At 69.9% G+C, this 24812-nt stretch carries 24 protein-coding genes; 10 read left to right on the forward strand and 14 right to left on the reverse strand.

Features of this window, described 5'->3' with window-relative positions:
- The first annotated feature begins 265 nt into the window (after positions 1-265).
- On the forward strand, positions 266-1150 hold the full coding sequence (locus U2P90_RS02470) for an alpha/beta fold hydrolase (RefSeq protein WP_322473651.1): 885 nt from the start codon (positions 266-268) through the stop codon (positions 1148-1150).
- Here U2P90_RS02470 and U2P90_RS02475 read toward each other — a convergent pair.
- Positions 1137-1901, reverse strand: coding sequence for an exodeoxyribonuclease III (locus U2P90_RS02475; protein WP_322473652.1), 765 nt, complete (start codon positions 1899-1901; stop codon positions 1137-1139). The genes U2P90_RS02470 and U2P90_RS02475 overlap by 14 nt on opposite strands.
- Before the next feature lie 119 nt (positions 1902-2020).
- Between U2P90_RS02475 and U2P90_RS02480 the strand changes: the two genes are divergently transcribed.
- Complete coding sequence (locus U2P90_RS02480) at positions 2021-2329, forward strand: hypothetical protein (protein ID WP_295822047.1); 309 nt, start codon at positions 2021-2023, stop codon at positions 2327-2329.
- 191 nt (positions 2330-2520) lie between these two features.
- Positions 2521-3486: a hypothetical protein gene (locus U2P90_RS02485; RefSeq protein WP_322473653.1), complete on the forward strand. Its 966-nt coding sequence runs from the start codon at positions 2521-2523 to the stop codon at positions 3484-3486.
- 26 nt (positions 3487-3512) lie between these two features.
- Here U2P90_RS02485 and U2P90_RS02490 read toward each other — a convergent pair whose 3' ends face one another.
- The 4 genes from U2P90_RS02490 to efp all read right to left on the reverse strand — a co-directional run bounded on the left by U2P90_RS02490 (position 3513) and on the right by efp (position 7461).
- A complete protein-coding gene (locus tag U2P90_RS02490; RefSeq protein WP_322473654.1) occupies positions 3513-4643 on the reverse strand; it encodes a methyltransferase domain-containing protein in 1131 nt (376 codons plus the stop codon).
- A gap of 36 nt (positions 4644-4679) precedes the next feature.
- Positions 4680-6026, reverse strand: coding sequence for an acetyl-CoA carboxylase biotin carboxylase subunit (gene accC, locus U2P90_RS02495; RefSeq protein ID WP_322473655.1), 1347 nt, complete (start codon positions 6024-6026; stop codon positions 4680-4682).
- A gap of 150 nt (positions 6027-6176) precedes the next feature.
- Positions 6177-6701, reverse strand: a complete 525-nt coding sequence (accB, locus tag U2P90_RS02500) for an acetyl-CoA carboxylase biotin carboxyl carrier protein (protein ID WP_322473656.1) — start codon at positions 6699-6701, stop codon at positions 6177-6179.
- 202 nt (positions 6702-6903) lie between these two features.
- On the reverse strand, positions 6904-7461 hold the full coding sequence (gene efp / locus U2P90_RS02505; RefSeq protein ID WP_322473657.1) for an elongation factor P: 558 nt from the start codon (positions 7459-7461) through the stop codon (positions 6904-6906).
- A gap of 217 nt (positions 7462-7678) precedes the next feature.
- On the opposite strand from efp, the gene U2P90_RS02510 reads away from it, so the two are divergent.
- Positions 7679-8386, forward strand: coding sequence for a 50S ribosomal protein L25/general stress protein Ctc (locus U2P90_RS02510; RefSeq protein WP_322473658.1), 708 nt, complete (start codon positions 7679-7681; stop codon positions 8384-8386).
- Between the two features lie 51 nt (positions 8387-8437).
- On the opposite strand, the gene U2P90_RS02515 is transcribed toward U2P90_RS02510, so the two are convergent.
- Complete coding sequence (locus tag U2P90_RS02515) at positions 8438-9505, reverse strand: aminopeptidase (RefSeq protein ID WP_322473659.1); 1068 nt, start codon at positions 9503-9505, stop codon at positions 8438-8440.
- A gap of 80 nt (positions 9506-9585) precedes the next feature.
- Here U2P90_RS02515 and sthA point away from each other — a divergent pair, with 80 nt between their 5' ends.
- Together sthA and U2P90_RS02525 are read left to right on the forward strand one after the other, a co-directional pair.
- The gene (gene sthA / locus U2P90_RS02520) at positions 9586-11070 is read left to right on the forward strand and encodes a Si-specific NAD(P)(+) transhydrogenase (RefSeq protein ID WP_322473660.1); all 1485 of its coding nucleotides are present in this window, start codon (positions 9586-9588) and stop codon (positions 11068-11070) included.
- 200 nt (positions 11071-11270) lie between these two features.
- Positions 11271-11573, forward strand: coding sequence for a putative quinol monooxygenase (locus tag U2P90_RS02525; RefSeq protein WP_322473661.1), 303 nt, complete (start codon positions 11271-11273; stop codon positions 11571-11573).
- 57 nt (positions 11574-11630) lie between these two features.
- Here U2P90_RS02525 and U2P90_RS02530 read toward each other — a convergent pair whose 3' ends face one another.
- The 4 genes from U2P90_RS02530 to U2P90_RS02545 form a co-directional block, all read right to left on the reverse strand.
- The gene (locus U2P90_RS02530) at positions 11631-15008 is read right to left on the reverse strand and encodes an efflux RND transporter permease subunit (RefSeq protein WP_322473662.1); all 3378 of its coding nucleotides are present in this window, start codon (positions 15006-15008) and stop codon (positions 11631-11633) included.
- Positions 15005-16600 (reverse strand): efflux RND transporter periplasmic adaptor subunit, encoded by a 1596-nt coding sequence (locus U2P90_RS02535; protein WP_322473663.1) that lies wholly within the window; start codon positions 16598-16600, stop codon positions 15005-15007. Before U2P90_RS02535 ends, U2P90_RS02530 begins: the two co-directional genes overlap by 4 nt.
- Positions 16601-16815: 215 nt before the next feature.
- Complete coding sequence (locus U2P90_RS02540) at positions 16816-17733, reverse strand: hypothetical protein (RefSeq protein WP_322473664.1); 918 nt, start codon at positions 17731-17733, stop codon at positions 16816-16818.
- 497 nt (positions 17734-18230) lie between these two features.
- Positions 18231-18827 (reverse strand): TMEM175 family protein, encoded by a 597-nt coding sequence (locus tag U2P90_RS02545; RefSeq protein WP_322473665.1) that lies wholly within the window; start codon positions 18825-18827, stop codon positions 18231-18233.
- A 79-nt stretch (positions 18828-18906) separates the two neighbouring features.
- Between U2P90_RS02545 and U2P90_RS02550 the strand changes: the two genes are divergently transcribed.
- The 3 genes from U2P90_RS02550 (at position 18907) to U2P90_RS02560 (ending at position 20484) form a co-directional block, all read left to right on the forward strand.
- Positions 18907-19365, forward strand: a complete 459-nt coding sequence (locus U2P90_RS02550) for a cupin domain-containing protein (RefSeq protein ID WP_322473666.1) — start codon at positions 18907-18909, stop codon at positions 19363-19365.
- The gene (locus U2P90_RS02555) at positions 19362-19955 is read left to right on the forward strand and encodes an HD domain-containing protein (protein WP_322473667.1); all 594 of its coding nucleotides are present in this window, start codon (positions 19362-19364) and stop codon (positions 19953-19955) included. Before U2P90_RS02550 ends, U2P90_RS02555 begins: the two co-directional genes overlap by 4 nt.
- 115 nt (positions 19956-20070) lie before the next feature.
- Positions 20071-20484, forward strand: coding sequence for a hypothetical protein (locus U2P90_RS02560; protein ID WP_322473668.1), 414 nt, complete (start codon positions 20071-20073; stop codon positions 20482-20484).
- A gap of 13 nt (positions 20485-20497) precedes the next feature.
- On the opposite strand, the gene U2P90_RS02565 is transcribed toward U2P90_RS02560, so the two are convergent.
- The gene (locus tag U2P90_RS02565) at positions 20498-20851 is read right to left on the reverse strand and encodes a VOC family protein (protein ID WP_295820870.1); all 354 of its coding nucleotides are present in this window, start codon (positions 20849-20851) and stop codon (positions 20498-20500) included.
- Between the two features lie 143 nt (positions 20852-20994).
- Here U2P90_RS02565 and U2P90_RS02570 point away from each other — a divergent pair, with 143 nt between their 5' ends.
- Complete coding sequence (locus tag U2P90_RS02570) at positions 20995-21411, forward strand: pyridoxamine 5'-phosphate oxidase family protein (protein WP_322473669.1); 417 nt, start codon at positions 20995-20997, stop codon at positions 21409-21411.
- 3 nt (positions 21412-21414) lie between these two features.
- Here the strand turns inward: U2P90_RS02570 and U2P90_RS02575 are convergent, their stop codons facing one another.
- The 3 genes from U2P90_RS02575 to U2P90_RS02585 form a co-directional block, all read right to left on the reverse strand.
- Positions 21415-22209, reverse strand: coding sequence for an ATP-grasp domain-containing protein (locus U2P90_RS02575; RefSeq protein WP_322473670.1), 795 nt, complete (start codon positions 22207-22209; stop codon positions 21415-21417).
- A 61-nt stretch (positions 22210-22270) separates the two neighbouring features.
- The gene (locus U2P90_RS02580; RefSeq protein WP_322473671.1) at positions 22271-23323 is read right to left on the reverse strand and encodes an SDR family oxidoreductase; all 1053 of its coding nucleotides are present in this window, start codon (positions 23321-23323) and stop codon (positions 22271-22273) included.
- Between the two features lie 198 nt (positions 23324-23521).
- Complete coding sequence (locus U2P90_RS02585; RefSeq protein ID WP_322473672.1) at positions 23522-24637, reverse strand: NAD(P)-dependent alcohol dehydrogenase; 1116 nt, start codon at positions 24635-24637, stop codon at positions 23522-23524.
- Positions 24638-24812 lie beyond the last annotated feature (175 nt).

Consider the following 24812-nt stretch of genomic DNA (forward strand, 5'->3'; position numbering starts at 1 on the left):
GACGCGCCCGTGAGGTTGAGCCTCGATTGGCACGCGGTCACCGGCTCTGTGGGCATTCTCGGCCAACGGGCATCACGGTGCCGCACGCATCCCGCTCACGGGAACAAGACATTCGCTTCCTCGGGTCGCGCCGAACCCCGCAGCCCGGCTGGCTCGCGTGGGGGCGCTGTCCTGTACCCGGCAGCACGACCAGCATAACACGCACACCGGATCGCACCGTGACGCCCACCCCAGGCGGGCGGGCCCACCTTGGCTACGCTGCGGCATGTTCGACGGATTTCAGCTGGAGCACGTCGCGCTCCCGGCTGCCACGCTGCGTGTCCGGCACGGGGGGCAGGGGCCACCGCTGCTGCTGCTGCACGGGCACCCGCGCACGCACACCACGTGGCACCGCGTGGCCCCCCTCCTGGCACGCGAGCACACGGTCGTGTGTCCGGATCTGCGCGGCTACGGGCAGTCCAGCACACCGGCCGACACGCCGGATCACAGCGGCATGTCGGGGCGGGCGCTGGCACAGGACATGCGCGAGCTGATGACCCACCTGGGGCACGAGCGGTTCGCCGTGGCCGGGCATGACCGGGGCAGTTACGTGGCGTTCCGGCTCGCCATGGAGCATCCGGACGCCGTCATACGGCTCGCGTTCCTGGGTCAGGTTCCCATTCTGGACGCGCTGGAACGCGTGAACGAGCGCTTCGCGCGGCTGTGGTGGCACTGGTTCTTCTTCGCGCAGCCCGGCAAGCCCGAACAGGCCATCCTGGCCGATCCGGATGCATGGTATGGGCTGACACCGGAACTGCGAGAGCGCATGGGTACGGAGAACTATGCCGACTGCCGCGCGGCCCTGCACGACCCCGCCACGGTTCACGCCATGCTGGAGGACTACCGGGCGGGCCTGGGCCTGAACCGCGCCCACGACGAGGCCGACCGCGCCGCCGGCCGCCGGCTGGCCTGCCCGACCCTGGTCGTCTGGGCCACCCGCGACGATCCGGAGCCCCTCTACGACGACCTGCCTGCCATCTGGCGGGCGTGGTCGGACGACCTGCGCGTGCGGAGCCTGGACTGCGGTCACCACATGGCCGAGGATGCCCCGGACGAACTGGCCGCCATGCTGCTCGACTTCTTCAGGGAGGGAGCGTTCAGAGAGCGGTGAGCAGCCCGCTCAGCGGCGCGTGGTCGCTGAGCCGCGCTGCCCGGTCAACCGTGACCTCCCGCAGTTCCACGCCGGCCGCCAGCAGGTAGTCGATGCGCCAGCCCACGTCGTTGTCGTAGGCCCCGCCCCGGTTGCTCCACCACGTGTACTGCGCCCGGTCGCCCAGATGCGCGCGGTGGCTGTCGGTCAGCCCGGATGCCAGATGAGCGGTCATCCACGCCCGCTCCTGCGGCAGGAAGCCGGAATTCTTCTGGTTGCCGCGCCAGTTCTTCAGGTCGACCGGCTGGTGAGCGATGTTGTAGTCGCCGCCCAGCACCACCGGCCCCTGCGCGACCAGTCCTGACACCCAGGTCTGGTAGTCCTCCAGGATGCGTTCCTTGAAGCCCTGGCGCGCCTCGCCGCTGCTGCCGCTCGGCAGGTACACACTGACGAAGCGCACACCCTGCACCACCGCACTGATCACGCGGCCCTCGGCGTCCATCTCGTCGTGCAGCATGCCCACCTGCACGTCGTCGAGTCCGTGGCGCGACAGGATCGCCACGCCGCTGTAGCCCGCCTTCCGGGCGGGGAACCACGCGCTCTCGAAGCCCAGGTGGGCCAGCGCGTGCGGGTGGGGATCGGCGCGAACCTCCTGCAGCAGCAGGATATCGGGCTGCTCTCTCTCCACCCACGCCGCCAGCCCTTTGTTCAGCGCACTGCGGATGCCGTTCACGTTCAGGGTCGTGACCTTCAGGGGCGCGTCGGACGTCATGGCGCACCGAGGATACCTGAACGTGCGCTGTGCCGCTTTTTGAACCGGGTGCTTTGTTCAAGGCGCATTCAGCAAAAGTGAAACCGCAACCTTCATGAACGGTGTACCGTAACCTCACTATGGCCGACATCAAGTTCCTGAACGAATCCGACGGTGCCGAGTTCCGCATGACCCATCCGAAAGCCGAACGCGTCCTGAAGGACATCGACCAGTGGGCACAGGCCAACGCCTTCGAGCACGTGGCGTTCTGGCGCGACCCCGAGGACGAGCACAAGCTGTGGGTGCAGCTCGGCGACGACCGCCTGAACTACTGGATCCACGACTCCACCTTCACCGAGGGCAAGCACGAGACGGTCGAGATGCAGATGGACTACGCCCGTGGTGCGGCCCGCCGGAGTGCGGCCGGGTACGGCAAGTTCGACAAGTAGGGTTCACGGGTGCGGGGCGGTGGGCGACGGCTCGCCGCCCCTCGTCGTGGCGATCCAGGACTGGAGACCGGTTTGGGTGAGACTTCACCTGTCATCGGCGCTGACGTCGACCGCGCCACGGTCAATCACCCTGGGATCATCGTCAGTCTCCTACGGTCGTCCCACGTTCGTCTGAACGGAGGAGACCCCCGATGCGTAGACCGCTGACCTGCCTGATCCTGACCCTGGCCCCGTTCACCCCTGCCCCCTGGGCGGCAGCGCAGGCCGTTCCACCGGCTGTGCTGCACCAGAACGACATGGCGCGTGGAGCGCTGAAGGAAGTCAACAGCGCCCTGAAGGCTGCGATCAGCAGCGGCTCGCGGAATCGGCTGCTGGCCGCCATCGAGAAGTACAACACGGTGATCGCGGATCTGGCGAATTTGGAGTATCAGGGGCTGGGCAACGAGGTGAAGGTCAGCCGTGACCTGTCCTACCGGGCGATGGCCTCCCTGCTGGAGGTCATGACCCGGAACTGCGAGGCGGGCAGCCTGGGCGACGGCATGAAGGCGGGCGAACTCGTTCGGGCGCTGGATCGCAACGTGCAGACCACCCAGGGGGTCGGGGTGGCGCACATCGCCAGGATTCGCGCCCGCCTGCCGGACTGCCTGGCCCTGGAACTCCACATCGATTCCAGCATGACGTTCATCGAGGCCAATTACAGAGCGCACTTCGAGGTGAAGGTACCGCTCACGTACAACCTTGGCACCGGTCTGTACACCGGCACCGGGATGGTTCGGCGGGTTCACCAGTCCCTGGAGAAGTCGGGCTGCACCGCCACGTACACGTTCAGGCCCACACCCTTCACGGTCAACCGCCTGGAACTCCGCCTGAACGGCGCGCTCGGGGTGCAGGACGTGGTGCTCGACGACTACGATCCTGGGACGACCGGGGAGACCATGACCCTGCTGTGCCCGCCCGCCCCGCCCCTGCCGATGGCCTACATGAACTGGGGAACGACCTTCTCCACGGCGCGGCGGACGTCTGGCAACCTCAGCATCGATACCTGGCGGATCGGCGTTCCGGTCGTGAAAGGCGTCATCGCCTCGAAATCCCTGTCGCAGGACATCGTCCTCCGGGAGGCCACCGACATGCTGCTGGTCAGGCCCCGGAAGAAGTAGGGCCGCACCGGTCTGTCGGGCACCGACTACAGCGTCTGCTGCCGGATGGTCAGGTGCAGCGTGTCCCGGACAGGAAATCGGTGCTCCTGTACCGCCTGTTCCCCGCCGGAGCTCTGGGCCAGCGCCCGCGCATCCTGCCCCGTGACGCTGACGGGGAGTCTCACATCGATCCCCATGCCCTCCGGCGCTGCTTTCACCGGCGCGTCCGCCTGACCCAGCGCCCGCCACGTGGCCCGCAGGTGCTCCGGCCCGTGCGCCACCACGACCAGCCGCCCGCCCGGCCGCAGCACCCGCCGCGCCTCACGGAGCGCCGTACGGAGCGCCGTGTCGGGCCAGCCCATGTGGGCCAGCGCCCGCACGAACAGCACCACGTCGAAACTGGCATCCGGGTAGGGCAGGGCGTGCGCCATGCCGCTCCGCACGCCCTCGCCGCCCACTGGGTCGAGGCCCTCCAGCCGCCCCGTGTGCCCCCGCGCCCGGAGCAGCCGCAGCAGGCGTTCATCGCCCGCCCCCACATCCAGCACGTCCAGGGCAGGCGAGAGGGCCAGCGCGTCCAGCAGCGGCCCCTCCGGCCACGGCTGACCGCACAGGCGGGAGAGGAGGGCATCACGGATCGTCAGGGTTGACAGGGACAGCTCAGGGTCGATGTAGACGCTATTCCTCCTGGAGATGCCCGCCTCGTGCATGAAGCCGTCGAATCTGATCAGCACGCGCTGCGGCGTCTCGCCTTCCCGGATGATGCTCACAGCAATCCGCACGGTGAGGCCCAGGCCCATGGCCTCCACGGCTGCCCGAGCCTGCTCCACTGCAGATGTCGCAGACTCGACCGTCGCGTCATGCCACACCACCGCGAACTCATTGCCGCCGATTCGGAACGTATGCGCCTGTGAGCCGGCCTCGTCACTGTAGATGGCGAGGAGTGAGCCGATCAGCCGCAGCGCATGGTCGCCCATCAGGTGCCCTGTGGCCGCGTTGAATTGAATCATGCGATCCACGTTCAGGAGCGCCACCAGCGCACCCGGACGCCACCACATCGGGTCGGCGCGTTCCCATACCCCGCGACTGAGGACGCCGGTCAGCATGTCCTGTCCCGATTGATTGAGTTGGGGAGGTTCCGGCGGCCCCTTCGATTCCTTGAACAGACGAACGCGGCGCATCCCACCCAGGGTACGCGCCGCGTCCTGTCCTGCCGCTTACGCTTCCGGCGCGACCATCCTCGTCTTCAGGAAGTTGGTCATGACGGCCCCGCGCTTGTAGAAGGGGTTGTCCATGATCTTGATGTACAGGGGAATGGTGGTCTTCGGCCCCTGGATGACGGTCTCCTCCAGGGCGCGTTTCATGCGGTGGATGGCCTTGTCGCGGCTCTCGTGCCACACGATGAGCTTGCCGATCAGGCTGTCGTAGTGTGGGGGGATGACGTAGCCGCTGTACGTGTGCGTGTCGACGCGCACGCCGGGCCCGCCGGCGAAGTGCACGTCGTCGATCTTGCCGGCGGCCGGGCGGAAGTCCTTGTCGGGGTCTTCCGCGTTGATGCGGCACTCGATGGCGTGCCCGCGCAGGATCACGTCCTCCTGCTGGAGCTTCAGGCCCTCGCCGGCGGCGATCTCGATCTGCATGCGCACCAGATCCAGGCTGCTGATCATCTCGGAGACGCAGTGCTCGACCTGGATGCGGGTGTTCATCTCCATGAAGTAGTAGTTGCCTTCACGGTCGAGGATGAATTCCAGCGTGCCCGCCCCGGCGTAGTTCACGTGCTTGGCGAGGCGCACGCCGGCGCTCAGGATCTCCTGGCGCAGCGACTCGGGGAGGGTGCTGGGCGCTTCCTCGATGAGCTTCTGGTTGCGCCGCTGGATGGAGCAGTCGCGCTCGCCGATGTGGATGACGTGCCCGGTGCCGTCGCCCATGACCTGCACTTCCACGTGCCGGAATTCCTCGAGGAACTTCTCCATGATCAGGGCGGGGTCGCCGAAGTACAGCTTGGCTTCCTCCTGCGCCTGCGCGAAGCCCCTGGCGAGTTCGTCCTGTGTGCGGATGACCTTCTGCCCGCGTCCGCCGCCGCCCGCGCTGGCCTTGAGGAGCACGGGGTAGCCGATCTGCTTGGCGGCGAGCAGCGCGGCGTCGGTGTCTTCCAGCACGCCGGTGCCGGGCACGGTGGGCACCTTGCTCTGCGCGGCGATGTCGCGCCCGCCGGCCTTGGAGCCCAGCGCCCGCATGCTCTCGGGGGTGGGGCCGATGAACACGATCCCGTGCTCGCGGCACATCTCGGCAAAATCAGGGTTCTCGGCCATGAAGCCGTAGCCGGGGTGAATCGCCTCGGCGCCGGTCATCAGGGCGGCCGACAGGATGTTGGGGATGTTCAGGTATGACTGGTTGCTGGCGGGCGGCCCCACGCACACGGACTCGTCCGCGAGCAGCACCGGGAGGCTCTTCTCGTCGGCGGTGCTGTAGACGACGACGGTCTTGATGCCCATCTCCCGCGCCGTCCGGATGACGCGCAGGGCGATCTCGCCACGGTTGGCGATCAGGATCTTCTTGAACATAGGATTCGCTCCTTGGCGGAGGCCGGCGACGAACCGTGTCGGCCGCCGCACCGTTCCGATTCCAGGCTGTCCCGGACAGGCACCCGGACAGCCTTCCATCTCCGCAGTCCGGCGGTCGTGGCTACCCGCTCCGCCCGCGGCCCACCGCCATCACTCGATGATGAACAGCGATTGACCGTACTCGACCGGTTCGGCGTTCTTCACGAGGATCTCGCGCACCGTGCCGCCGGTCTCGGCCTCGATCTCGTTCATGAGTTTCATCGCCTCGATGATGCACAGCACCTGCCCGGCGGCCACGGTGTCGCCGACCTTCACGTAGGGGGGCGCGTCGGGGCTGCTGGACGCGTAGAACGTGCCGACGATGGGGGCCTTGACGGGCGTGCCCTTGCTCGCGGCAGGCGCGGGGGCGGCCTCGGCGACCGGGGCGGGCGTGCTGGTGGCAGCGGGCGTCGTGCTGGCCGGAGCCGGGCCGGTGCTGGCCGGGGCGGCACTGGGTGTGGGGGCCGGGGCGGGGGACGTGAAGGCGGCTGGGCCAGCGGGCGCGGCAGGCGCGGTGTTCACGGCCTGCGGGCCGCGCTTGAGCTGCAGGTCGAAGCTGCCGGTGCGCAGGGCGAATTCGCGCACGTCGGCATGGGTCAGGGCATCAAGGATCTGTTTGAGGTCGTCTGGGTTCATGGCCCCTCCTGGGGTGGCGGTCAGGCGCGCCGGTCTGGACTCGTGCTGAGGATCGTGCTGCGCTCCATCATGCCGTGCGCCGGCCAGAGTGGGGTGTCACCGCCCGCCTAACGCCCGTTTGTCTGCACTGAGTCTACTGTCCGTACCGGTATGGGAACGCCGCCCCAGGCGGGTGCCGGGGCGGCGGCCGGGAGCGTGCGGCTCAGGCGCGGCTGAGGTACATGCCGGTGCGGGTATCGACCTTCACGCTGGTGTCCTGCTCGACGAACAGGGGCACCTGCACGACCGCGCCGGTCTCCAGCGTGGCGGGCTTGGTGCCGCCCGAGACGGTGTCGCCGCGCACGCCGGGATCGGTCTGCACGATCTTGAGGATCACCTGGTTGGGCAGCGTGATGCTCAGGGCCTTCTCGCCGTACATGGCGACCTCGACCTCGGTGTTCTCCTTCATGTACTTGGCGGCGTCGCTGACCAGGGTGGGCGACAGGTGCACCTGCTCGAAGGTGTCCATGTCCATGAACACGAAGTCGTCGCCGTCCTTGTAGAGGTACTGCATCTTCTTGCCCTCGACGTAGATGTCCTGCAGCTTTTCGGTGCTGTTGAAGGTGCGGTCGACGATCGCGCCGGACTCCATGTTCCGGAACTTGGTGACGACCTTCGCGCCGCCGCGTCCCATCTTCAGGTGCGAGTAGTCCAGGCACTCCCACAGGCCGCCGTCCATCTCCACTTTCGTGCCGTTACGCAGTTCAGTCACGCTGATCATGTGTACTCCTTTGTCCTGTCCGGGGGCGCTCGCCCAGTGATCCTGGGGCGCGGCCCGACAACGCGTGGGAGTCTAGCAGACGTGGCGGTGGGTCTTCCACCCGCCCGCCCCGGTTTGCTATGATGCTGCGGTTGCACGTCCGCCCCCGCCCCCTGGCCCGCACCGTGGCCGGACGCGCGGCGAGAGCAGGGCAGCGAAAGATCAAGGAGACACGAACATGGAACTGAACGCAACGCCCCGCACGAGCCGGCAGAAGCTGGCCGAAGGCCTGATCCCCGCCGTCGCCTACAACAAGGAGAACAACGTCTCCTTCGCCATTGACCGCAAGGCCTTCGACCGTGCGTTCCGCCAGCAGAGCACCACGGGTCTGTTCGACATCACCGTCGAGGGCGGCGAGACCTTCCCCGCGCTGGTCAAGGCCGTGCACATGGACAAGCGCAAGCGGGCGCCGATCCACGTGGACTTCTACATGGTGACCTACGGTGAGCCCATCGAAGTCTCCGTGCCGGTGCACGTCAAGGGCAAGAGCCAGGGCGAGATCCAGGGCGGTCTGGTCGACATCGTCGTCCACAACCTCTCCGTGATCGCCCCCGGTCCCCGCCGCATTCCCCAGGAACTCGTCGTGGACGTCGCGAAGCTGAACATCGGTGACCACGTCACCGCCGGTCAGGTGCGTCTGCCCGAGGGCGTGAAGCTGGCCGCCGATGCCGATCTGGTCGTCATCAGCGTGCTGCCGCCGCGCATGAGCGCCGACGAGGCCGCCGCCGAGACCCAGGCCGCCCAGGTGGCCGGCATGGTCGCCGCCGGCGAGCTGTCCGAGGAAGCCGCCGAGGCCGTTCTGGAAGGCGACGCCAGCCTGGACGAGGTCAAGGCCGAGGCCGCTGCCGAGTCCGACACCGCCGAGAGCGACACCAAGGAAGACTGAGCCTCACCTCCTGCACGCGGGCCGTTCCCAGATTGGGGGCGGCCCGCGCGGCTATGCCCCCCGCAGGCACGCCGCCCGTTCGCCCTGCGGCCGCTTCGAGCACGCCGTCGCGGCAGCGATGAAGCTCGGCATGTCGCCCCCCACCCGGGTCAGCAGGGCCTGGAAGTCCGGCACCATCGTGGCGTAGGCGGCCACGGCCCCCAGGGTGGCGTTGTTCACGCCCCGCGCGAAGAAGGCGTCGTAGCCGGCGTAGCCGCCCCAGCTCGCCTTCAGGGCGGCGTACCGGGCGTTCAGGTCAGTCAGCACCGCCGCCTTGCGCGTCCGCATCTCCGCTGCCGGCAGCGTCTGTGCGTACAGGGCCTCCAGCTCGTGCCGAGCGCCCAGCAGCAGGGCCTCGAAGGCCGCCGAGCGCTCCTGGGCCAGCCGATCCTCATCGCGGAGTTCTGGCGTTCCGTGCGCGGCCAGCCAGCGGCGCATCCCCTCCTCCTCGACGGCCGTGGCGTAGGACTCGTTGAACACCGTGTCGCCCGGCACGTACAGGCTGGGGTGAGACAGCTCGTGGATCACCGTGCGGATCAGCGTGGCGTCGGGATACCCCAGCATGGTGGAGAGCAGCGGGTCGCTCAGGTACCCCAGCGTGCTGTACGCACTCACGCCGCCCACGTTCACGTCCCGGCCCGCCGCGCGGCGCTCCTGAGCGTGGGCCTGCGCGGCGGCCTCGTTGAAGTAGCCCCGGTAGCCCACGCAGCCCGCGATGGGGAAGCACGACGTGTCGAGCGCCACGCTGAACTCGGGCGCAGAAAAGACGTTCCACACGACGTACTCGCGCCCCACGTCCACGTACTTCTGGAAGCTGCCGTGATCCGGCAGGCCCAGCCCGCCCGCGCCCGCCGGCGCGACCGCGAAGGCCCGCACGTCCGACGCCAGCTGCACCTTGCGCCGCACCGCTGCCGATGTGGCCGGATCGGCCAGCACGTCTGCCAGCGGCCGCGCCCGGCGCAGCAGGTCGAGCTGTCCGCCCGCCGCCTGGGTCAGGTAGCGCACGTCGGAGCAGCCGCTCAGGGCCACGGTCAGTGCGGCCGCGCCCAGCACGCCCGCCACGATCCACATCTGCCGCATGGGCCCAATCTACGCATGACCTGCGGGTGGTAGCGTGAAGTCCTCCTCCATTCCTCCGCCCCCATGCCCGCGAGGTTCCCATGACTGACGCTGTCCCGACCGAGTTCACGCATGACCTGCTCGTCATCGGCTCCGGCCCCGGCGGGCAGCGCGCCGCCATCCAGGCCGCGAAGCTGGGCAGAAAGGTCGCGGTGGTCGAGCGCAAGACCGTGGTGGGCGGCGTGTGCATCAACACCGGCACGATTCCCAGCAAGACCTTCCGCGAGGCGATCCTGCACCTGAGCGGCTACAACGAGCGTGGCCTGTACGGCGCGTCGTACATGGTCAAGGAAGACCTCGGCATGGCCGACCTGCTGCACCGCACGACCAGCGTGATCACGCACGAACTCGACGTGATCCGCTCGCAGCTGCACCGCAACCGCGTGGAGGTCATCGCGGCCGAGGCGAGCTTCACCGGCCCCCACACCCTGCGCCTGCGCGACGTCCGGCCCGGCCAGGGGGGCGAGACGTGGCGCGAGGTCTCCGCCCGGCACATCGTGATAGCGGTCGGCACCCGCGCGGCGCGTGACCCGAAGATCCCCTTCGATGGGAAGCGCGTCCTGATCAGCGACGACATCCTCGACCTGACCACCATGCCCCGCACCGTCGCCGTGATCGGCGGGGGTGTGATCGGCTGCGAGTACGCCAGCATGTTCGCCGCGCTCGGCGTGCGTGTCACCCTGATCGACCAGCGTCCGCGGCTGCTGGAGTTCATCGACCACGAGATCACCGACATCCTGACGTACCAGCTGCGGCAGAACCGCATGACCCTGCGCCTCGGCGAGGCCGTGCAGGACGTGACCCCCACCGGCGACGGCGTGCGCGTGACCCTCACGAGCGGCAAGGCCGTGCAGGCCGACATGGTGCTGTACGCCATCGGGCGGGTCGGCGCGACCGACCGCCTGAACCTCGGCGCGGCGGGCCTGGGGGCCGACGGCCGCGGGCGCATCACCGTCAATGAGCACTACCAGACCGCCCAGCCGCACATCTACGCGGTCGGCGACGTGATCGGCTTCCCCAGCCTCGCGTCGGTCAGCATGGAACAGGGCCGCCTCGCCGCGTGCCACGCGTACGGCGTGCCCACCCAGAGCGTCCCGGAACTGTTCCCCTACGGCATCTACACCATCCCCGAGATCAGCACCGTCGGCAAGTCCGAGGAGGAACTCACCCAGGCGGGCGTGCCCTACGAGATCGGCAAGGCGCAGTACCGCGAGATCGCGCGCGGCCAGATCATCGGCGACGAACAGGGCACCCTGAAGCTGATCTTCCACCTCGAGACCCGCGCGCTGCTCGGCGTGCACATCATCGGCAGCGGCGCGAGCGAACTCATCCACATCGGGCAGGCGGTCATGTCCTTTGGCGGCACCGTCGACTACTTCGTCAATACCGTCTTCAACTACCCCACCCTGGCCGAGTGCTACAAGACCGCCGCCTTCGACGGCATCAACCGCCTGGGCAGCGTACCCGTGCTGGAACCGAAGCTGGAGCCCGCGCCGGACGTGGGCAGCGTGGTGCCGGCGGACTGACCGCCGTGTTCCGTTCCGCCCCGGGGCCGGGAGCACGTCCCAGGGCTTCCACGTCCAACCGCCGCCCTGTCAGGGGCTCGCCCTGCTCGATCCAGAGGTCATGAGGGTATTGCTCACGGCCTCTGAATGCTGCTGTGAGCGGGCTGGATCGGGCGTATGGTGCAGTCGCCCCACCATCCAGTTCCCCGGAGGTTCCACCCATGATCATCTCCCACGGCACCCTGTCCACGCCCCCCGAGCACGCCGAGGGGGCCCGAACCCTGCTGCGGCAGGTCGCGCAGGCCAGTCGCCAGGACGCGGGCTGCACGCTGTACGTCGTCTCCGAGGATCTGGAGCAGCCCGGCCACTTCGTGATCACCGAGCACTGGGATTCCATGGCCGACATGCAGGCGCACCTCGCGCTGCCGGGCGTGGGCGAGGCGGTCGCGGCGGCGCACGCGATGGGCGCGACCGATCTGACCATCACGGCGTACGAGGGCGGCGCACAGACCCGGATCATGTAGAGGTGCCACATGGAGACGCCCTCCCCATCGCGCGGGAGGGCGTCGTCTGTGTGTGCCTCAGTCGCCGGCCTGGACACCCCGGATCGAGAACGCCTGGGGCGCGCGGCGGATGTGGGTCAGACGGGCGCGCGGCTGGGCCCTCGCGGCGCGGCCCCGCTCGAAGAGGTAGAACGCGGCGGGCACGACGTAGAAGGTCATCAGGGCGCTCACGCTGATGCCGCCCACGATGACGATCGAGAGGCTGCGGCCGAACTCGCTGCCGCTGCCGGAGTTCAGCAGCAGGGGAATGCTGATCACGAGCACCGTGAGGGTCGTCATGACGATGGGCCGGAAGCGCAGGCGCGACGCCTCGATCAGCGCGTCCCTCAGGGGAAGGGTCTGCATCTGCTCGACCACGAACTCCAGGTACAGGATGGCGTTCTTGGCGGACAGGCCGATCAGCAGCAGGAAGCCCAGGACGCCGAAGATGTCGAGGGTGCTGCCGGTGAGGAACATCGTCCAGTACGCGCCGGCCACCGCGAAGGGCACCGGGAGCAGCAGGTACAGCGGGTAGCGGAACGAGTTGAACTGCGCGCCCATCACGAGGTACACGAGCAGCATGGACAGCCCGAAGGCCTGCAGGCCGATGGAGCCGAGCTGCGCGCCGAGCGCGAAGGCGCTGTTGCGGTCGGCCCTCCCGACCGTGACGAGGTTGTCGATCACGCCCGCCTGCGTGAGCACCGACGTGTAACGCTCCTGCTGCTGCGTGCTGCTCAGCGTGCTGGAGGGATCGGGCTCGACGGTCAGGGTGAGCGAGTACAGGCGGTTGGTGCGCTGAAGGCTGGTGGGGGCGCTCGCCTGCACGATGCTGCCGAGCTGCCCGACCGGCACGGACGTGCCCAGCGTGCCCGAGTACACCGGCAGCGAGAGCAGCGACTGGTCGTCGCGCAGCACGGTCGGGTCGAGTTCCACCGAGATGGGGTACGTGACGCCGCCGAGTTCCACGGTGCCGCCGCTGCTGCCGCTGCCGTAGGTGCCGAGCGCCCCGGCGACGGTGCTGGCGCTCAGGCCGGCGTTGGCGAGCAGGGCGGCGTTCGGCACGAACTGGTTTTCCAGGGTGGTGTTGTCCAGGCTGCTGCTGGCGCTCAGGACGCCGCTGTCGGCCTCCAGGGCGGCGACGGCCGTGGCGGCGCGGGTCTTGAGGAGGTCGAAGTTGCTGGCGACCAGCGTGACGGTCTGGCTGTTGCCCTGCCCGCGGAAGCCGCCGCCGCTGAACAGGTTGGCGCGCACGTCCGGCTGGTCGGCGAACAGGGTGCGCAGCGCCTGCTGGTACGTGGCGGTCAGGGCGGCGGTGGAGGGCCGCTCGTGCTTGTCCTTCAGGGTGATGTTCAGGTTGGTGCTGTTCGTGGAGACGTTCGCCTGCACGCTCTGCACAGCCGGCTGCGCCAGGAAGTACGACTCCAGGCGGCTGCTCAGCTCGTTGCGCTTGGCCAGTGACAGCCCGCTGGGGAGCCGCAGCCCGGCGCGCAGGGTGCCCGAATCGGTCGCGGGCGTGAATGTGAAGGTCAGGCGCGGCACGACCAGCCACACGGTCAGGGCCAGGAAGGCCGCGGCCACCACCAGCACCCCCACGCTGGCGTGCAGCGCGCCGTCCAGGCTGCGGGCGTAGGCGTCCCGCACGGCGGACACGCCGCGGTCGGTCACGCCGTGCAGGGTCGTGGTCAGCGCCTCGGCCACCGCGAGGAGCACGCCCCACACGTACCGCCCGGCCATCAGGGCGACGGGGAGCAGCACCAGGGCGAGCAGCCACGCGCGCCCCGGCCCCTGCGTCCAGATCAGCGCGCCCGCGGCCACGGCCAGCGCCCAGAACCACCACGTGCGCGGGGCGGTCAGGCCGAAGCGCACGGCCGCGGGCCCGCGGGCCAGCACGCGCGGCACGTCGCGCCACCCCAGCGGCGCGGCGTCCGGCGTGTACGCCATGCGCACCGTCAGGAACAGCAGCGCCTCCAGCCACGACATCAGCACCGCCGCCGCGAGGCCCAGCGCGAACTGCCGCACGTACTCGCCGACGATGCCGCCCATGAAGCTCACGGGGATCAGCACGGCCAGCAGCGACAGCGAGGCCGCCGCGACCGCGCTGAACACCTCCGACGCGCCCTTCAGGACGGCCTGCACGCGCCCCAGGCCCAGGGCCCGGTAGCGCTCGACGTTCTCCGCGACCACGATCGAGTCGTCCACGACGATGCCGATGGCGACGATCAGGGCGAGCAGCGACACCTGGTTGAAGGTGAAGCCCAGCAGGCCGTACAGGATGGGCGCGGCGGCCAGCGAGATGGGAATCGCGGCGATCACCGTGAACGCCGTGTTCAGGCGGCCCAGGAACAGCAGCGCGACCACCGCGACGACCAGCGCCGTGATCCACAGCTCGTGCGTGGTCGATTCGATGCTGGCGCGGATCGGGCCGGTCGTGTCGTTGCTGAACGTGACCGCGTACCCGGCGGGGAGCGTCGTGCCGGAGATCAGGGCCTTCACGCCGTCCACGACGGCGACCGCGTTGCTGCCGGAACTCTGCTGGATGGACACCAGCACGACCGGCAGGCCGTTCACGCGCGTCACGCTGCTCGCCGTGCTGCTGTCGCGCACCGTCGCCACGTCCGACACCCGCACGCCCCGGCCCGCGTCGAGCAGGACGTTCCCGATGTCCGTCACGCTGGTCAGCCGCGCGTTCGTGGTGTACGTCGTCGAGTTCCCGTCGCGCGTGATCGTCCCGATGGACGAACTGACGTTGCTGCCCGAGATCGCGCCCGACACCGACTGCGGCGTCAGGCCGTACGCGCTCAGGCGGTCGGGGTTCAGCTGCACCTCGATCCGCCGCTGCGACCCGCCGCTGAGGGTCACGTCGGCCACGCCGTCCACGCGCTGGAGTGTCGGCACGAGCTGCGTCTCGACGTAGTCGTACACGTCCGCGAGGCTGGCCGTGCCGCCGGACACGCCGAACTCCAGGATGGCCGAGGCGTTCGGGTTGAAGGTGCGCACCGACGGCGACCCCGCCCCGCTCGGGAGCTGCCGGGACGCGCCGGACACCAGCGACGCCACCTGGTTCGCGGCGGCGTTCTGGTCGGTGCCGTCCGCGAGCTGCAGGGTGACGCGGCTGGAGCCCGTGTTGCTGGAACTGCTGATGGTCGTGACGTCCGGCACCTGCGCGAGCGCGCTCTCGATCACCTGCGTGACCGAGTCGTCCACCGTGACCGGGCTCGCCCCGGAGTACGACGTGCTGACCGTCACGACGGGAATGGTGGTGCTGGGCAGCAGATCCACGCCCAGCGAGCGCGTGGAGATGAACCCGAACACGACCACCCCGATGAAGATGCCGATGGACAGCACGTAGCGCGTGACCGAGAAGCCCACGACCGGGTTCACGCCGGAGAACATGCCCTTCCCCACCTTGCGGATCACGGCTGGCCCCCGGGAGGCGGGCCGCCCGCCGGGCTGGTGCTGCCTCTGGCCGCCGCGTCACCCGTACTTACGCCCCCGCCGTCCAGCAGACCCGTGGGCGGCTGCGTGACCACCTGCGCGCCCGACGGGATGCCGCTCACGGCGGACTGCGTGCCCGCCTGCCCGAGCACCGTCACCCTGTTCAGCGTGGCGGTGCCGCCCGAGACCGTGAACACGTATGTCTGATCACCGTCGGCCTGCAGGGCCGTGCTGGGGATCACGACGCCGGTCGCGACCTTCGCCGTGTACACCACCGAGCCGACCGCGCCGAGCGCCGGCAGCGTGTCGCCGGTGAAGCGCGCGACCAGCAGCACGCTGCCGTTCGTGGGCGCGCCCGGATTCTGCGCGACTTTCAGGGGGTACTTCACGGCCCCGCTCGTGAAGCTCAGGACGGTGCCGGGCGTCAGGGTGGTCGCCTCGGTCGCGGGGACGTTCACGTTCACCTGCCGCTCGCGGCTCACCAGCGTGAAGGCCTCGCCGTTCGCGGTGACGTACTCGCCCGGCGCGACGTTCAGCGCCGTGACCTGCCCCGCGAACGGCGCGGTCACGCGCGCCGCGGCCGCCGCCGCCTGCGCCTGCGTCAGCGCGAGCTGCGCCCTCTGCACGCTCAGCTCCGCCTCCGTCACGCCCTGCGCGCCGGAACGCTCGTTCTCCGCGAGGTTCGCGCGGGCGGTCGTGAGGGTCGTCTGGGCCGACGCCACCGCCGCCTGCTGCGCCGCGACCTCGCTCCGGGCCACCGCGCCCACCGCCAGCAGCGCCTGCTGCGCCTGGAGCGTCGCCTGCGCGTTCGTCAGCGCGAGCTGCGCCGCCGTGACCTGCGCCTGCAACCCGGCCCGCCCGCCGACCGTGCTCGCCTGCTGCCCGCGCAGCTGCACCCGCGCCGAGTCCAGCGCGTTCTGCGCGTTCTGCACCGCGGCGTTCAGGTCGGCGTTGCTGAGCGTCACGACCGTCTGCCCGGCCGTCACCGACCCGCCCACGGCCACGCCCACCCCCGTCACGGTGCCCGACGTGCGGGCCGTGACCGTCGTGCTCTGCGCCGCCGCGACCGTGCCCGTCAGCGTGCGCGACGTGCTCAGCGTGCCGGACGTGGCCGCCGTGACCTGCACGGGCGTCACCACCGAGGACGTCGCCACGCCGCGGCCAGCCCCCGTCGCCCCGGCGCCCGCGGCCTGGCCCGCCGACCGCGTTCCCGTCCCGGTCGAGCTTCCCGACGCCGCGCCGCCCGCGCCAGCGCCGGCACCGCGCGCCGCACTTCCCTGGCCCGCCCCGGCCTGCGCGGCCCCGCTCCGTCCGGCTCCACTCGATCCTGCGCTGCCTGATCCTGAACCGCCCTGTCCCGCGCCGAAGGAGCCGCCCGCGCGGGACGTGGTGCTCCCGCTGTCCGCGGTGCCCAGCCGGTACCCGACGAAGCCCGCGCCGCCCAGCAGGAGCGGCACGAACAGCCATCCCCACGGGAAGGGACGACGCGCGCCCACCGTAGGCGCAGCGGCGCGGGCCGGCGTCCGGCGGGGGGGAGGCGGCGGGGGCGTGCCGGACTTCGAGACCTGTTCCATATCCGGTATGGAACACGGCGATCTCGAATGAATGGAGAATCCCGCCCACGACACAAAGCAGGGCAGAAGAAGCACTGCTGCCCTACAGGACGGGATTTCTTCCTACACACACCCCTTCATGGAGTCTGCAAGATGAGGAGACGCTCAAGGAATCCGTGCCAGCCACAGCGGCCGGCCCCATGGTGGGGCCGGCCGCTGTGAGCAGGTGTCCGTGGTCAGGGCTGGCTGGGGGGCGGCTCCACGGGGGGCACGGGCACGGCGTCGGCGGGTGGAGCCACGGGATCCGGCTCACCGGTGCCCGGAGCCGGCGGCGTGTCCTCCGCGGGCGGCGTGGGGATAGGGGTGTCTTCGGTGGGAGCCGTGTCGTCAGCTGGCACAGTGTCGTCAGCTGGCGCGGCGTCCTCCGCCGGCGTGGCCGTGTCCGGCGGCGTCGTCTCACCGGCAGGGACGGTGGTTCCGGGGGTCGCCGTCTGTGCGCTGGCCGCGAGGTCACGGGCCACGGCCACAACCGTCAGGCCCAGGGTCTGGGTCACCCGGACGTCCACGGTCTCGCCGGCCTTCTGCAGGGTGGCCGTCTGTGCCGCGGTATCCGCGCTGCTGGCCGAGTCCGCACCCGTCGTCGCCTCGGTGAAGCCGTCGGCCTTCATGGCGTCCACGGTGCGCGCCAGGGCGTCCTCGATGGTGCCCGCGTAGATCACGGCCTGACCCAGCACGGTCGGTGCCGTCCGGAGCACCTGTTCGCCCTGGAGCTGCGGCAGGGCAGTCGTGGTGGCGGTGACCATCGGGGCCGCCGGGGGCTGGGTGGTGGAGTCGACCGGCGCCGCTTCGGCCGGGGCGGGATTCGCGTCCGGGGGGGTGTCCGTCGCCGGTGCGGGCCCGGTGGCCGGAGCTGATGGCGGGGCAACCATGTCTGCCGGCGGGGTCTCCGGGGGCAGCGGGGCTGTCGGCGGCGTCTCGGCGGGGGGCGTCTCGGCAGGTGGCGTCTCCACCGGAGGCGTCTGGGTGGGGGCGGTCACGGGCGGCAGGCCCAGCGCGGGGGGCTCGGTGGTCTGTGCGTGGGCTGCGCCCAGGGCGGCGGTGCCCAGCAGGGCGCTCAGGGTCAGGGTGCGGATGGACAGCAGGGAGCGATTCATCATCGTCCTCCAGGTGGGGCGGCCAGGACGGCGCCGCGTGTGGTCAGCCACGCGCCGTCCGGCCGGGTGGGGCGGGTGCGGGGCACCGGCCAGCGGGAGAGTTCGGGGGAGCACGCCCCTCCGGGCGGCCCACGGCCACCCCACGGGTGCGGGGTGGGTTCGGCAGCGGGCCGCACATCGTCGTGGCCCGCCGACCTGTCCCACCCTATGGGCCGCGTCTGTGCGTCCGGCGTGGGAACGCTGAACCCGGCCTGTCTCCATGTCTCGCGTCACCCGGAAGAAGGATTCATGCACCTCAGCCCGGCGCCACGCCGCGTTCACCCGCCGCGCCGGACGGGGGCCCGGCGCCGCGGAGGATGGACCCGCCGGTAGCACAGCGGCCGCCGGACGGGGTGAAGGCCCCGTCTCACGGGCGGGAGCCGTGTGGGCGCTGCTTCCGCCTGCGGGTGCGTCGGTCGGCTGTGCCGCGGCTCACCTCCCGCCCGGCCCCCGGCCGTTCAGGGGTGCGGGGTGGCGTCCAGCACGCGCTCGATGCGGCGATCCGGGATGAGCCACACGAGCGCCACGGCGACCAGGGCCACGCCGGACGCCCATACGCCCCACGCGCCCAGCAGTGGGGCCATGATGGCGACCACGTACGCGACGAGCGAGAAGTTCCCCTTCGCGTCGGTGCCGATGGCGTCGGCGAGCAGGTGGTTCTGCTCGCCCGCGCCGATGATCGTGCGCACCAGAATGGTGTACGCGAGCGCGGCCATCAGCGCGACCACGCCGTACGCGGTCATGGGTTCCCGCGCGAAGTGCGACTCGCCGGCCCACCCGGACACGAACGGGAACAGCGACAGCCAGAACAGCAGGTGCAGGTTCGCCCACAGGATCCCGCCGGTCACGCGCCGCACGGTGTGCATCAGGTGGTGGTGGTTGTTCCAGTAGATGCCCACGTACACGAAGCTGATCACATACGCCGCCACCTTCGGCCACAGCGCGCCCAGTTCCGACCACCCGTGGCCCTCCGGGACGTGCAGTTCCAGCACCATGATGGTGATGATGATGGCCAGGACTCCGTCGCTGAATGCTTCCATGCGCGATTTCGTCATCATTCGCGTGCCCTCCCGCCTCCAGCATAGGGGGAGGTTCTGTGCCCCCGGCCATCCGGCCAGGGCCGTAGCCTGGGCCATGCCCGCCGATCTGCTGCCCCTGCCCTTGACCGGCCGCGTGCCGAACAACGCCCTCCCCGTGCGCGTCTACCGCGCTGCCCTGAAGGGCAGGACTCCCAGAGAGATCGAGGCGCACCTCGCCGCGCGCGACTGGACAAAGGCGTGGCGCAACGGCATCTACCCCTTCCACCACTACCACTCGACCGCGCACGAGGTGCTGGTGGTCGCGCGCGGGCACGCCACGGTCACGCTGGGCGGCGAGGGCGGCCCGCAACTCGCGGTGGGGGAGGGCGACGTGCTGCTCCTGCCCGCCGGCACCGGGCACCGCAACGACGGCAGCAGCGCCGACCTGCTCGTGATCGGCGCGTACGCGGGCGGCCGGGAGTGGGACACCTGCCGCCCAGAGGCCACCGATCCCGACGCCGCCCGCGCCCGGATCGCGGGGGTGCCCGCGTGGACGCAGGAACCCGCGGAATGACCGCGCTGGCCGATCAGGTGGCCTTCCTGCTCGCATGCGACCGCCTGAAGGCCGTGACCCGCACGACCTTCCTGCACGACGGCACCCGCGCGGAGAACAGCGCCGAGCACTCCTGGCACCTCGCCCTGATGGCCGTGACGCTCGCGGAGCACGCGCCCCCCGGCACGGACGTGAACCACGTGATCCGCCTGCTGCTCGTGCACGACCTCGTGGAGATCCACGCGGGTGACCTGCACTTCGCCGCGCCCCCGGCTGAGCACGCCTCGCAGGCGCAGGCTGAGGATGAGGCCGCGCACACGCTGTTCGGCCTGCTGCCGGAGCCCCAGCGGGCCGACGTCCACGCCCTGCACGCCGAGTTCGTGGCCCGCGCTACCCCCGAGGCGCGCTTTGCCCGCGCGCTCGATGCCCTCCAGCCCCTGCTCCTGACGTGGGGTGCGGGAGGCATGGGCTGCGCGGAGCGGGAACCTGACCTGACCGCCACGCGCGTGCTGGCGCTGAAGGAACACGCCCTGCGGGACTTCCCGGCGCTGTGGACGCTGGCGCAGGAGGTCGTGGCGGGTGCGGTGGAAGCGGGAACGCTGCCTGCGTGACGCTCCGGGCCTCTCCGGCTGCTGATGTGACGCACCGCGTCCGCTGCCGCCGGTCTACCCTGGTCTCGAATCCTCACGTCAGCGTGGCCCGGCCGAGGAGGACAGGAGGTTGGGTATGAATCGGATCGTTCTTTCCGTGCTGTTCGCGGCCCTGGCGGCATCCTGCGCTCGGCTCCCCGTGGCCAATGCGGTGACGGTGAACTTCGATCGGCCTGAAGCGTCGGCCACCGCGCTCAACACGTCCCCGTACCGGCGCTACACGGTCTACGTACAGACTGACCAACTGACCCCGGAGGTCGCGGCCAGCGCGTCGCGGGCCACGCTGACGACCCGTTCCCGGTCGCTCCAGGGCTTCTTCTTCCCGGTCGCCCCGGACAACACGTACTTCCAGTTCAACGCCGGCGATCGGTGCAGCCCCGACCTGATCGGCGAGAACGTCACCCTGGCCTACCAGGTCTTCTCGGCCTCCGGCGAGGTCATCGCCAGCCGGGCGGTCGTGCTGCCCCAGGTCATCCCCTGCACCGGCTGAACACGCCGGGCGTTCAGCCCAGGAACGACTCGACCTCCACCACGAAGCCGCCCGGCGCGTCGAAGTAGAAGGTCAGCCGTCCGTGGTTCTGCTGGGGCTCCGGCACGGCGTACCCGCCCTCCAGCAGCCGCGCGCGGATGGCGTGCACCTGCTCGGGCGTGTCCTGCAGGAAGCCGATGTGGAAGGACTTGGGGTACTCCACCGTCTTCGCGCGGAACATGGACAGCAGGAAGCCGCTCTCGTCGTGCAGGAAGGCCATGTGCTCGTTCACGGGCATGTCCGAGCGGGTGAAGCCGAAATACGTCTCGAACAGTTCGACGCACGCGGCCACGTCGGTGACGCTGAGGTTCAGGTGGTTGAGGCGCATGCCCTCTGTCATACCCTGCCGGGGCGGCGGCGTCTGAAGGCACGCACGCAAAGCGGCGAGGGTGAAGGCCGGCTCCGCATCTCGTCACCGCTGCGTGAAGCCGCGCCAGCACCAGCGCCGGCCCCGGCTGCCTACCATCGGGCATGGCAAGTAAATCCCTGGCGACCCTGGCGAAAAAGATGCGCGGCCTCGACCTGTGCATGATGACCACCGTGACCAGCTACGGCCACCTGGCATCCCGCCCCATGAGCAACAACGGTGAAGTCGAGTACGACGGCACCAGCTACTTCTTCACGTGGGCCGATTCCCGCACCGCGAAGGACATCGAGAAGAACAAGCACGTGCAGCTGAACTTCCGCGCGGAGAAGGGCTTCCTGTTCGTGGCCGTGCAGGGCGAGGCGACCCTGAAGGACGACAAAGGCGCCATGGCGGAGCACTGGCACAGGGAACTGGAGCAGTGGTTCAAGGAGGGCCTGGACACGCCCGGCCTGACCATGATCGAGGTGAAGGCCAAGCGCGTGAACTGGTGGGGCGAGGACGACGGCGAGATTGAACTGTAGGCGTTAAGCGGGCTGCGCGTCGGCCCACACGGCGCTGAACTGTTCCGCCGTCCATCCGACCAGATCCGACACCTGACCGTCCCCGATCTCCACGACGCGCCACATGCCATCCGCACGCCGGGCCACATCCACCGAGAAGAACGGTGAGGAGATGCGCCCGGCGACCGTCAGCACGATGTCCGGTAGGGCGCGCCCATCCGCCGCGAAGGCGTGACCGTCCCGCACGAAGTACCGCGTCTCGGTGCCGGGCTCCAGGGCCTCGAACCGGCGCACGCACACGCCGCCCTCGATCTGCCCCCGGAACTGCTCCATGCGTGACATGAGTTCCCCGATCTGCTCCGGGCGGGTGATGACGCTGCCGTCCCCGGTCTTCAGGGACTTCACGTAATCCTTGACGAAGAACGCGTCCCACCCCAGACCGGCCAGCTGACCTTCCAGGCCGGTCAGGTCGCTGAAGCACACCGTCTCCGGCGTCAGCGCCTCCAGCAGCGGAACCCAGTTGGGGATGTGGTGCGCTGCCAGATATGCCGAAGGAGATGTGGCGAGGGTCGCGCCGGCAGCGGTGACGGCCTCGTCAACTTCGCTGTAAGCATCTCCGGTGAGCATCCAGCCCCGGTACAGCACCGTCTCTCCGGGCTCCAGCGCGGGACGGAAGCGGCGATCCGCGTCGAAGGCGAACGTGGACACGCCCCAGCCGAGGGCGGCGAACATCTCCGCCTGATCCGCGAACGCCTCGTCCGGCTGCCGGGCGGTGAAGTAATCGGCGGGAAACACGACGCGCCACGCTGCCTGGGTCATGCCTGTCACTGTAAAACGGCCAGCCCCGCAGGACTGACCGCTCTGCGCTCGATGTGCCGGCTCAGGGCAGGGCGTTGCCGCCGTTCACGCCATAGACCTGTCCCGTGGCGTAGCTGCTCTCCTGCGACGCCAGCGTGACGTACGCGGCGGCGAGTTCGGCCGGCTGCCCGGCGCGGCCCATGGGGGTGCTCGCGCCGAACTGCGGGAGCTTGGCGGGATCCTGGCCGCCGCTGGGTTGCAGGGGCGTCCAGATGGGGCCGGGCGCGACGGCGTTCACGCGGATCCCGCGGGGGATGAGCTGCTTGGACAGCAGCTTCGTGAACGCGACCTGCGCGGCCTTCGTCTGCGCGTAGTCCAGCAGGTTCGGCGAGGGATCGTACGCCTGCTCGCTGGCCGTGACGATGATGCACGCGCCCGGCTGGAAGTGCGGGATGGCAGCCTTCACGATCCAGAACATGGCGTACAGGTTCGTCTTCATCGTCCAGTCGAACAGTTCGGTGGTCAGGTCGAGGATGGACGGCACCTGGTGCTGCCGGGCGGCGTTGCTCACCACGATGTCCAGCCCGCCGAGTTCCCGCACCGCCTGCGCGACGAGCGACTGGCAGAACGCCTCGCTGCGGAGGTCGCCGGGAATGGCGACGGCCTTGCGTCCGGCCGCCCGGATCAGCGCGACGACCTCCTGCGCGTCGCTCTCCTCGGCGGGCAGGTAGTTGATGGCGACGTCTGCGCCCTCCCGCGCGTAGGCGATGGCGACGGCGCGGCCGATGCCCGAGTCCCCGCCGGTGATCAGGGCCTTGCGGCCGGTCAGGCGACCACTGCCCTGGTAGGTCTTCTCGCCGTGATCGGGCACGGGCGTCATCTTGCTCGCCAGGCCGGGCCACGGCTGCGTCTGTTTCGGGAAGGGCGGGCGCGGGTACTGCGTCAGGGGGTCGCGCTTGATGGACTGCGCGGGCTGCCGCGTGCTCACGCTGGGCGTGACCGCGCCGCCCTGCAACGCCAGGGCCGGGGAGGCGAAGGTGGCGGCCAGCCCGGTGCCGATCTTGCCGAGCACGCGGCGGCGGGTGGACGTGTCGGGGGTGTCCGTAGGGGAGGGCGGGGTGTGGTCGTCGGACATGGGAACTCCTGTGGGGTGATGGCGGCGAACCGCGCGGGCGTCGGCCACCCGGATCTCGGGCTGCCCCACAGTGTGGAAATCGTTTTCGTCAGTCGGCTGATATGACGCTCAAGGCCGTGTTCATGAGCCTTTTTCAAAGTGACAGCCGCAACGAAGGGCGGCCAGCCCACCGGGACTGACCGCTGCGGCCCGTGGGTCTTACGCCCGCTGCTCGCGCGTGATGGACGCCATGTCGATGACGGCGCGGTAGTGGATCTCCTCGTTCATCATGCGCTCGAAGGTCTTGTTGATGTCCTGGATGTCGATCATCTCGGCCTGCGCCACGATGCCGTGCTGGCCGCACAGGTCGAGCACCTCCTGCGTCTCGGCGAGGCTGCCGATCAGCGAGCCGGACATCCCCAGGCGCTGGGTCGCCATGTACATGTTGTTGGCCGGTTCCAGCGGCTCCAGCGCGCCCACCAGCACCAGCTGCCCGTCGTGCGCCAGCGTCTGGAGGTAGGGATTGACGTCATGCCTGGTGGGGATGGTGTCGATGATGAACTCCAGCGTGCCCTTCAGTGCCTTCATGGCGTCCTCGTCGGTCGAGAGCACCACCGCCTTCGCGCCGAGCGTGCGGGCATCGGCCATCTTGTCCTCGCGGGTGGTAAACACGGTGACCTCTGCGCCCAGCGCTGCGGCGATCTGCACGGCCATGTGGCCCAGGCCGCCCAGCGCCACCACGCCGACCTTCGTACCCTTCCCGACCTTCCAGTGCTTCATGGGCGAGTACGTGGTCACGCCCGCGCACAGGATCGGCGCGACGGCCTTGAGGTCGAGGTTCTCGGGAATCCGCAGCACGAACTGCTCGGTCACGACGATGTGGTCGGAGTACCCGCCGAAGGTGTTGCTGCCGTCGGCCTTGAAGGGGCCGTTATACGTGGCGAGGAAACCGTTCTGGCAGTACTGTTCCTCGCCGGCCTTGCAGGACTCGCACTCCTGGCAGCTGTCGACCATGCAGCCCACGCCCGCCAGGTCGCCCACCTGGAAGCGCGTGACCTCCGCACCGACCGCCGTGACACGGCCCACGATCTCGTGCCCGGGGATACACGGCCACACGGTGTTGTTCCACTCGTCGCGCACCTGATGCAGGTCGGAGTGACACACCCCGCAGTACAGGATCTCGATGCTCACGTCGGTTGGGCCGGGCTCGCGCCGCTCGAACTGGATCGGCCCCAGCGGAGACGTCTTGTCCGGCGTCCCGTAGCCCACTGCTGGCGTGCCCTGCGCCCTGCTGCCGTCTGTCCTGACCTCGACTTCCTGTGCATAGCTCGTCATGTGGCGTCCTCCTGGCCGGGTTCCCATGGTGGGTACGGCGTTGCCCTCATGCTGGAGTGCGCTCCTGCGACGACGCTGGGAGCACGCTGAACGTCGTGTTCATGAGCCTTCTTCAAAGTGAGCGGGACAACGAAGAGCGGCCAGCCTACCCGGGACTGACCGCTCTGCGGGGCTG

The organism is Deinococcus sp. AB2017081 (assembly GCF_034440735.1).
GTDB classification, from domain to species: domain Bacteria; phylum Deinococcota; class Deinococci; order Deinococcales; family Deinococcaceae; genus Deinococcus; species Deinococcus rufus.

Bases quoted from the DNA above. Each gene is read 5' to 3' on its own strand.
- U2P90_RS02470 (WP_322473651.1), top strand. From the start codon at position 266: ATGTTCGACGGATTTCAGCTGGAGCACGTCGCGCTCCCGGCTGCCACG.
- U2P90_RS02475 (WP_322473652.1), bottom strand. From the start codon at position 1,901: ATGACGTCCGACGCGCCCCTGAAGGTCACGACCCTGAACGTGAACGGC.
- U2P90_RS02480 (WP_295822047.1), top strand. From the start codon at position 2,021: ATGGCCGACATCAAGTTCCTGAACGAATCCGACGGTGCCGAGTTCCGC.
- U2P90_RS02485 (WP_322473653.1), top strand. From the start codon at position 2,521: ATGCGTAGACCGCTGACCTGCCTGATCCTGACCCTGGCCCCGTTCACC.
- U2P90_RS02490 (WP_322473654.1), bottom strand. From the start codon at position 4,643: ATGCGCCGCGTTCGTCTGTTCAAGGAATCGAAGGGGCCGCCGGAACCT.
- accC (WP_322473655.1), bottom strand. From the start codon at position 6,026: ATGTTCAAGAAGATCCTGATCGCCAACCGTGGCGAGATCGCCCTGCGC.
- accB (WP_322473656.1), bottom strand. From the start codon at position 6,701: ATGAACCCAGACGACCTCAAACAGATCCTTGATGCCCTGACCCATGCC.
- efp (WP_322473657.1), bottom strand. From the start codon at position 7,461: ATGATCAGCGTGACTGAACTGCGTAACGGCACGAAAGTGGAGATGGAC.
- U2P90_RS02510 (WP_322473658.1), top strand. From the start codon at position 7,679: ATGGAACTGAACGCAACGCCCCGCACGAGCCGGCAGAAGCTGGCCGAA.
- U2P90_RS02515 (WP_322473659.1), bottom strand. From the start codon at position 9,505: ATGCGGCAGATGTGGATCGTGGCGGGCGTGCTGGGCGCGGCCGCACTG.
- sthA (WP_322473660.1), top strand. From the start codon at position 9,586: ATGACTGACGCTGTCCCGACCGAGTTCACGCATGACCTGCTCGTCATC.
- U2P90_RS02525 (WP_322473661.1), top strand. From the start codon at position 11,271: ATGATCATCTCCCACGGCACCCTGTCCACGCCCCCCGAGCACGCCGAG.
- U2P90_RS02535 (WP_322473663.1), bottom strand. From the start codon at position 16,600: ATGGAACAGGTCTCGAAGTCCGGCACGCCCCCGCCGCCTCCCCCCCGC.
- U2P90_RS02540 (WP_322473664.1), bottom strand. From the start codon at position 17,733: ATGAATCGCTCCCTGCTGTCCATCCGCACCCTGACCCTGAGCGCCCTG.
- U2P90_RS02545 (WP_322473665.1), bottom strand. From the start codon at position 18,827: ATGACGAAATCGCGCATGGAAGCATTCAGCGACGGAGTCCTGGCCATC.
- U2P90_RS02550 (WP_322473666.1), top strand. From the start codon at position 18,907: ATGCCCGCCGATCTGCTGCCCCTGCCCTTGACCGGCCGCGTGCCGAAC.
- U2P90_RS02555 (WP_322473667.1), top strand. From the start codon at position 19,362: ATGACCGCGCTGGCCGATCAGGTGGCCTTCCTGCTCGCATGCGACCGC.
- U2P90_RS02560 (WP_322473668.1), top strand. From the start codon at position 20,071: ATGAATCGGATCGTTCTTTCCGTGCTGTTCGCGGCCCTGGCGGCATCC.
- U2P90_RS02565 (WP_295820870.1), bottom strand. From the start codon at position 20,851: ATGCGCCTCAACCACCTGAACCTCAGCGTCACCGACGTGGCCGCGTGC.
- U2P90_RS02570 (WP_322473669.1), top strand. From the start codon at position 20,995: ATGGCAAGTAAATCCCTGGCGACCCTGGCGAAAAAGATGCGCGGCCTC.
- U2P90_RS02575 (WP_322473670.1), bottom strand. From the start codon at position 22,209: ATGACCCAGGCAGCGTGGCGCGTCGTGTTTCCCGCCGATTACTTCACC.
- U2P90_RS02580 (WP_322473671.1), bottom strand. From the start codon at position 23,323: ATGTCCGACGACCACACCCCGCCCTCCCCTACGGACACCCCCGACACG.
- U2P90_RS02585 (WP_322473672.1), bottom strand. From the start codon at position 24,637: ATGACGAGCTATGCACAGGAAGTCGAGGTCAGGACAGACGGCAGCAGG.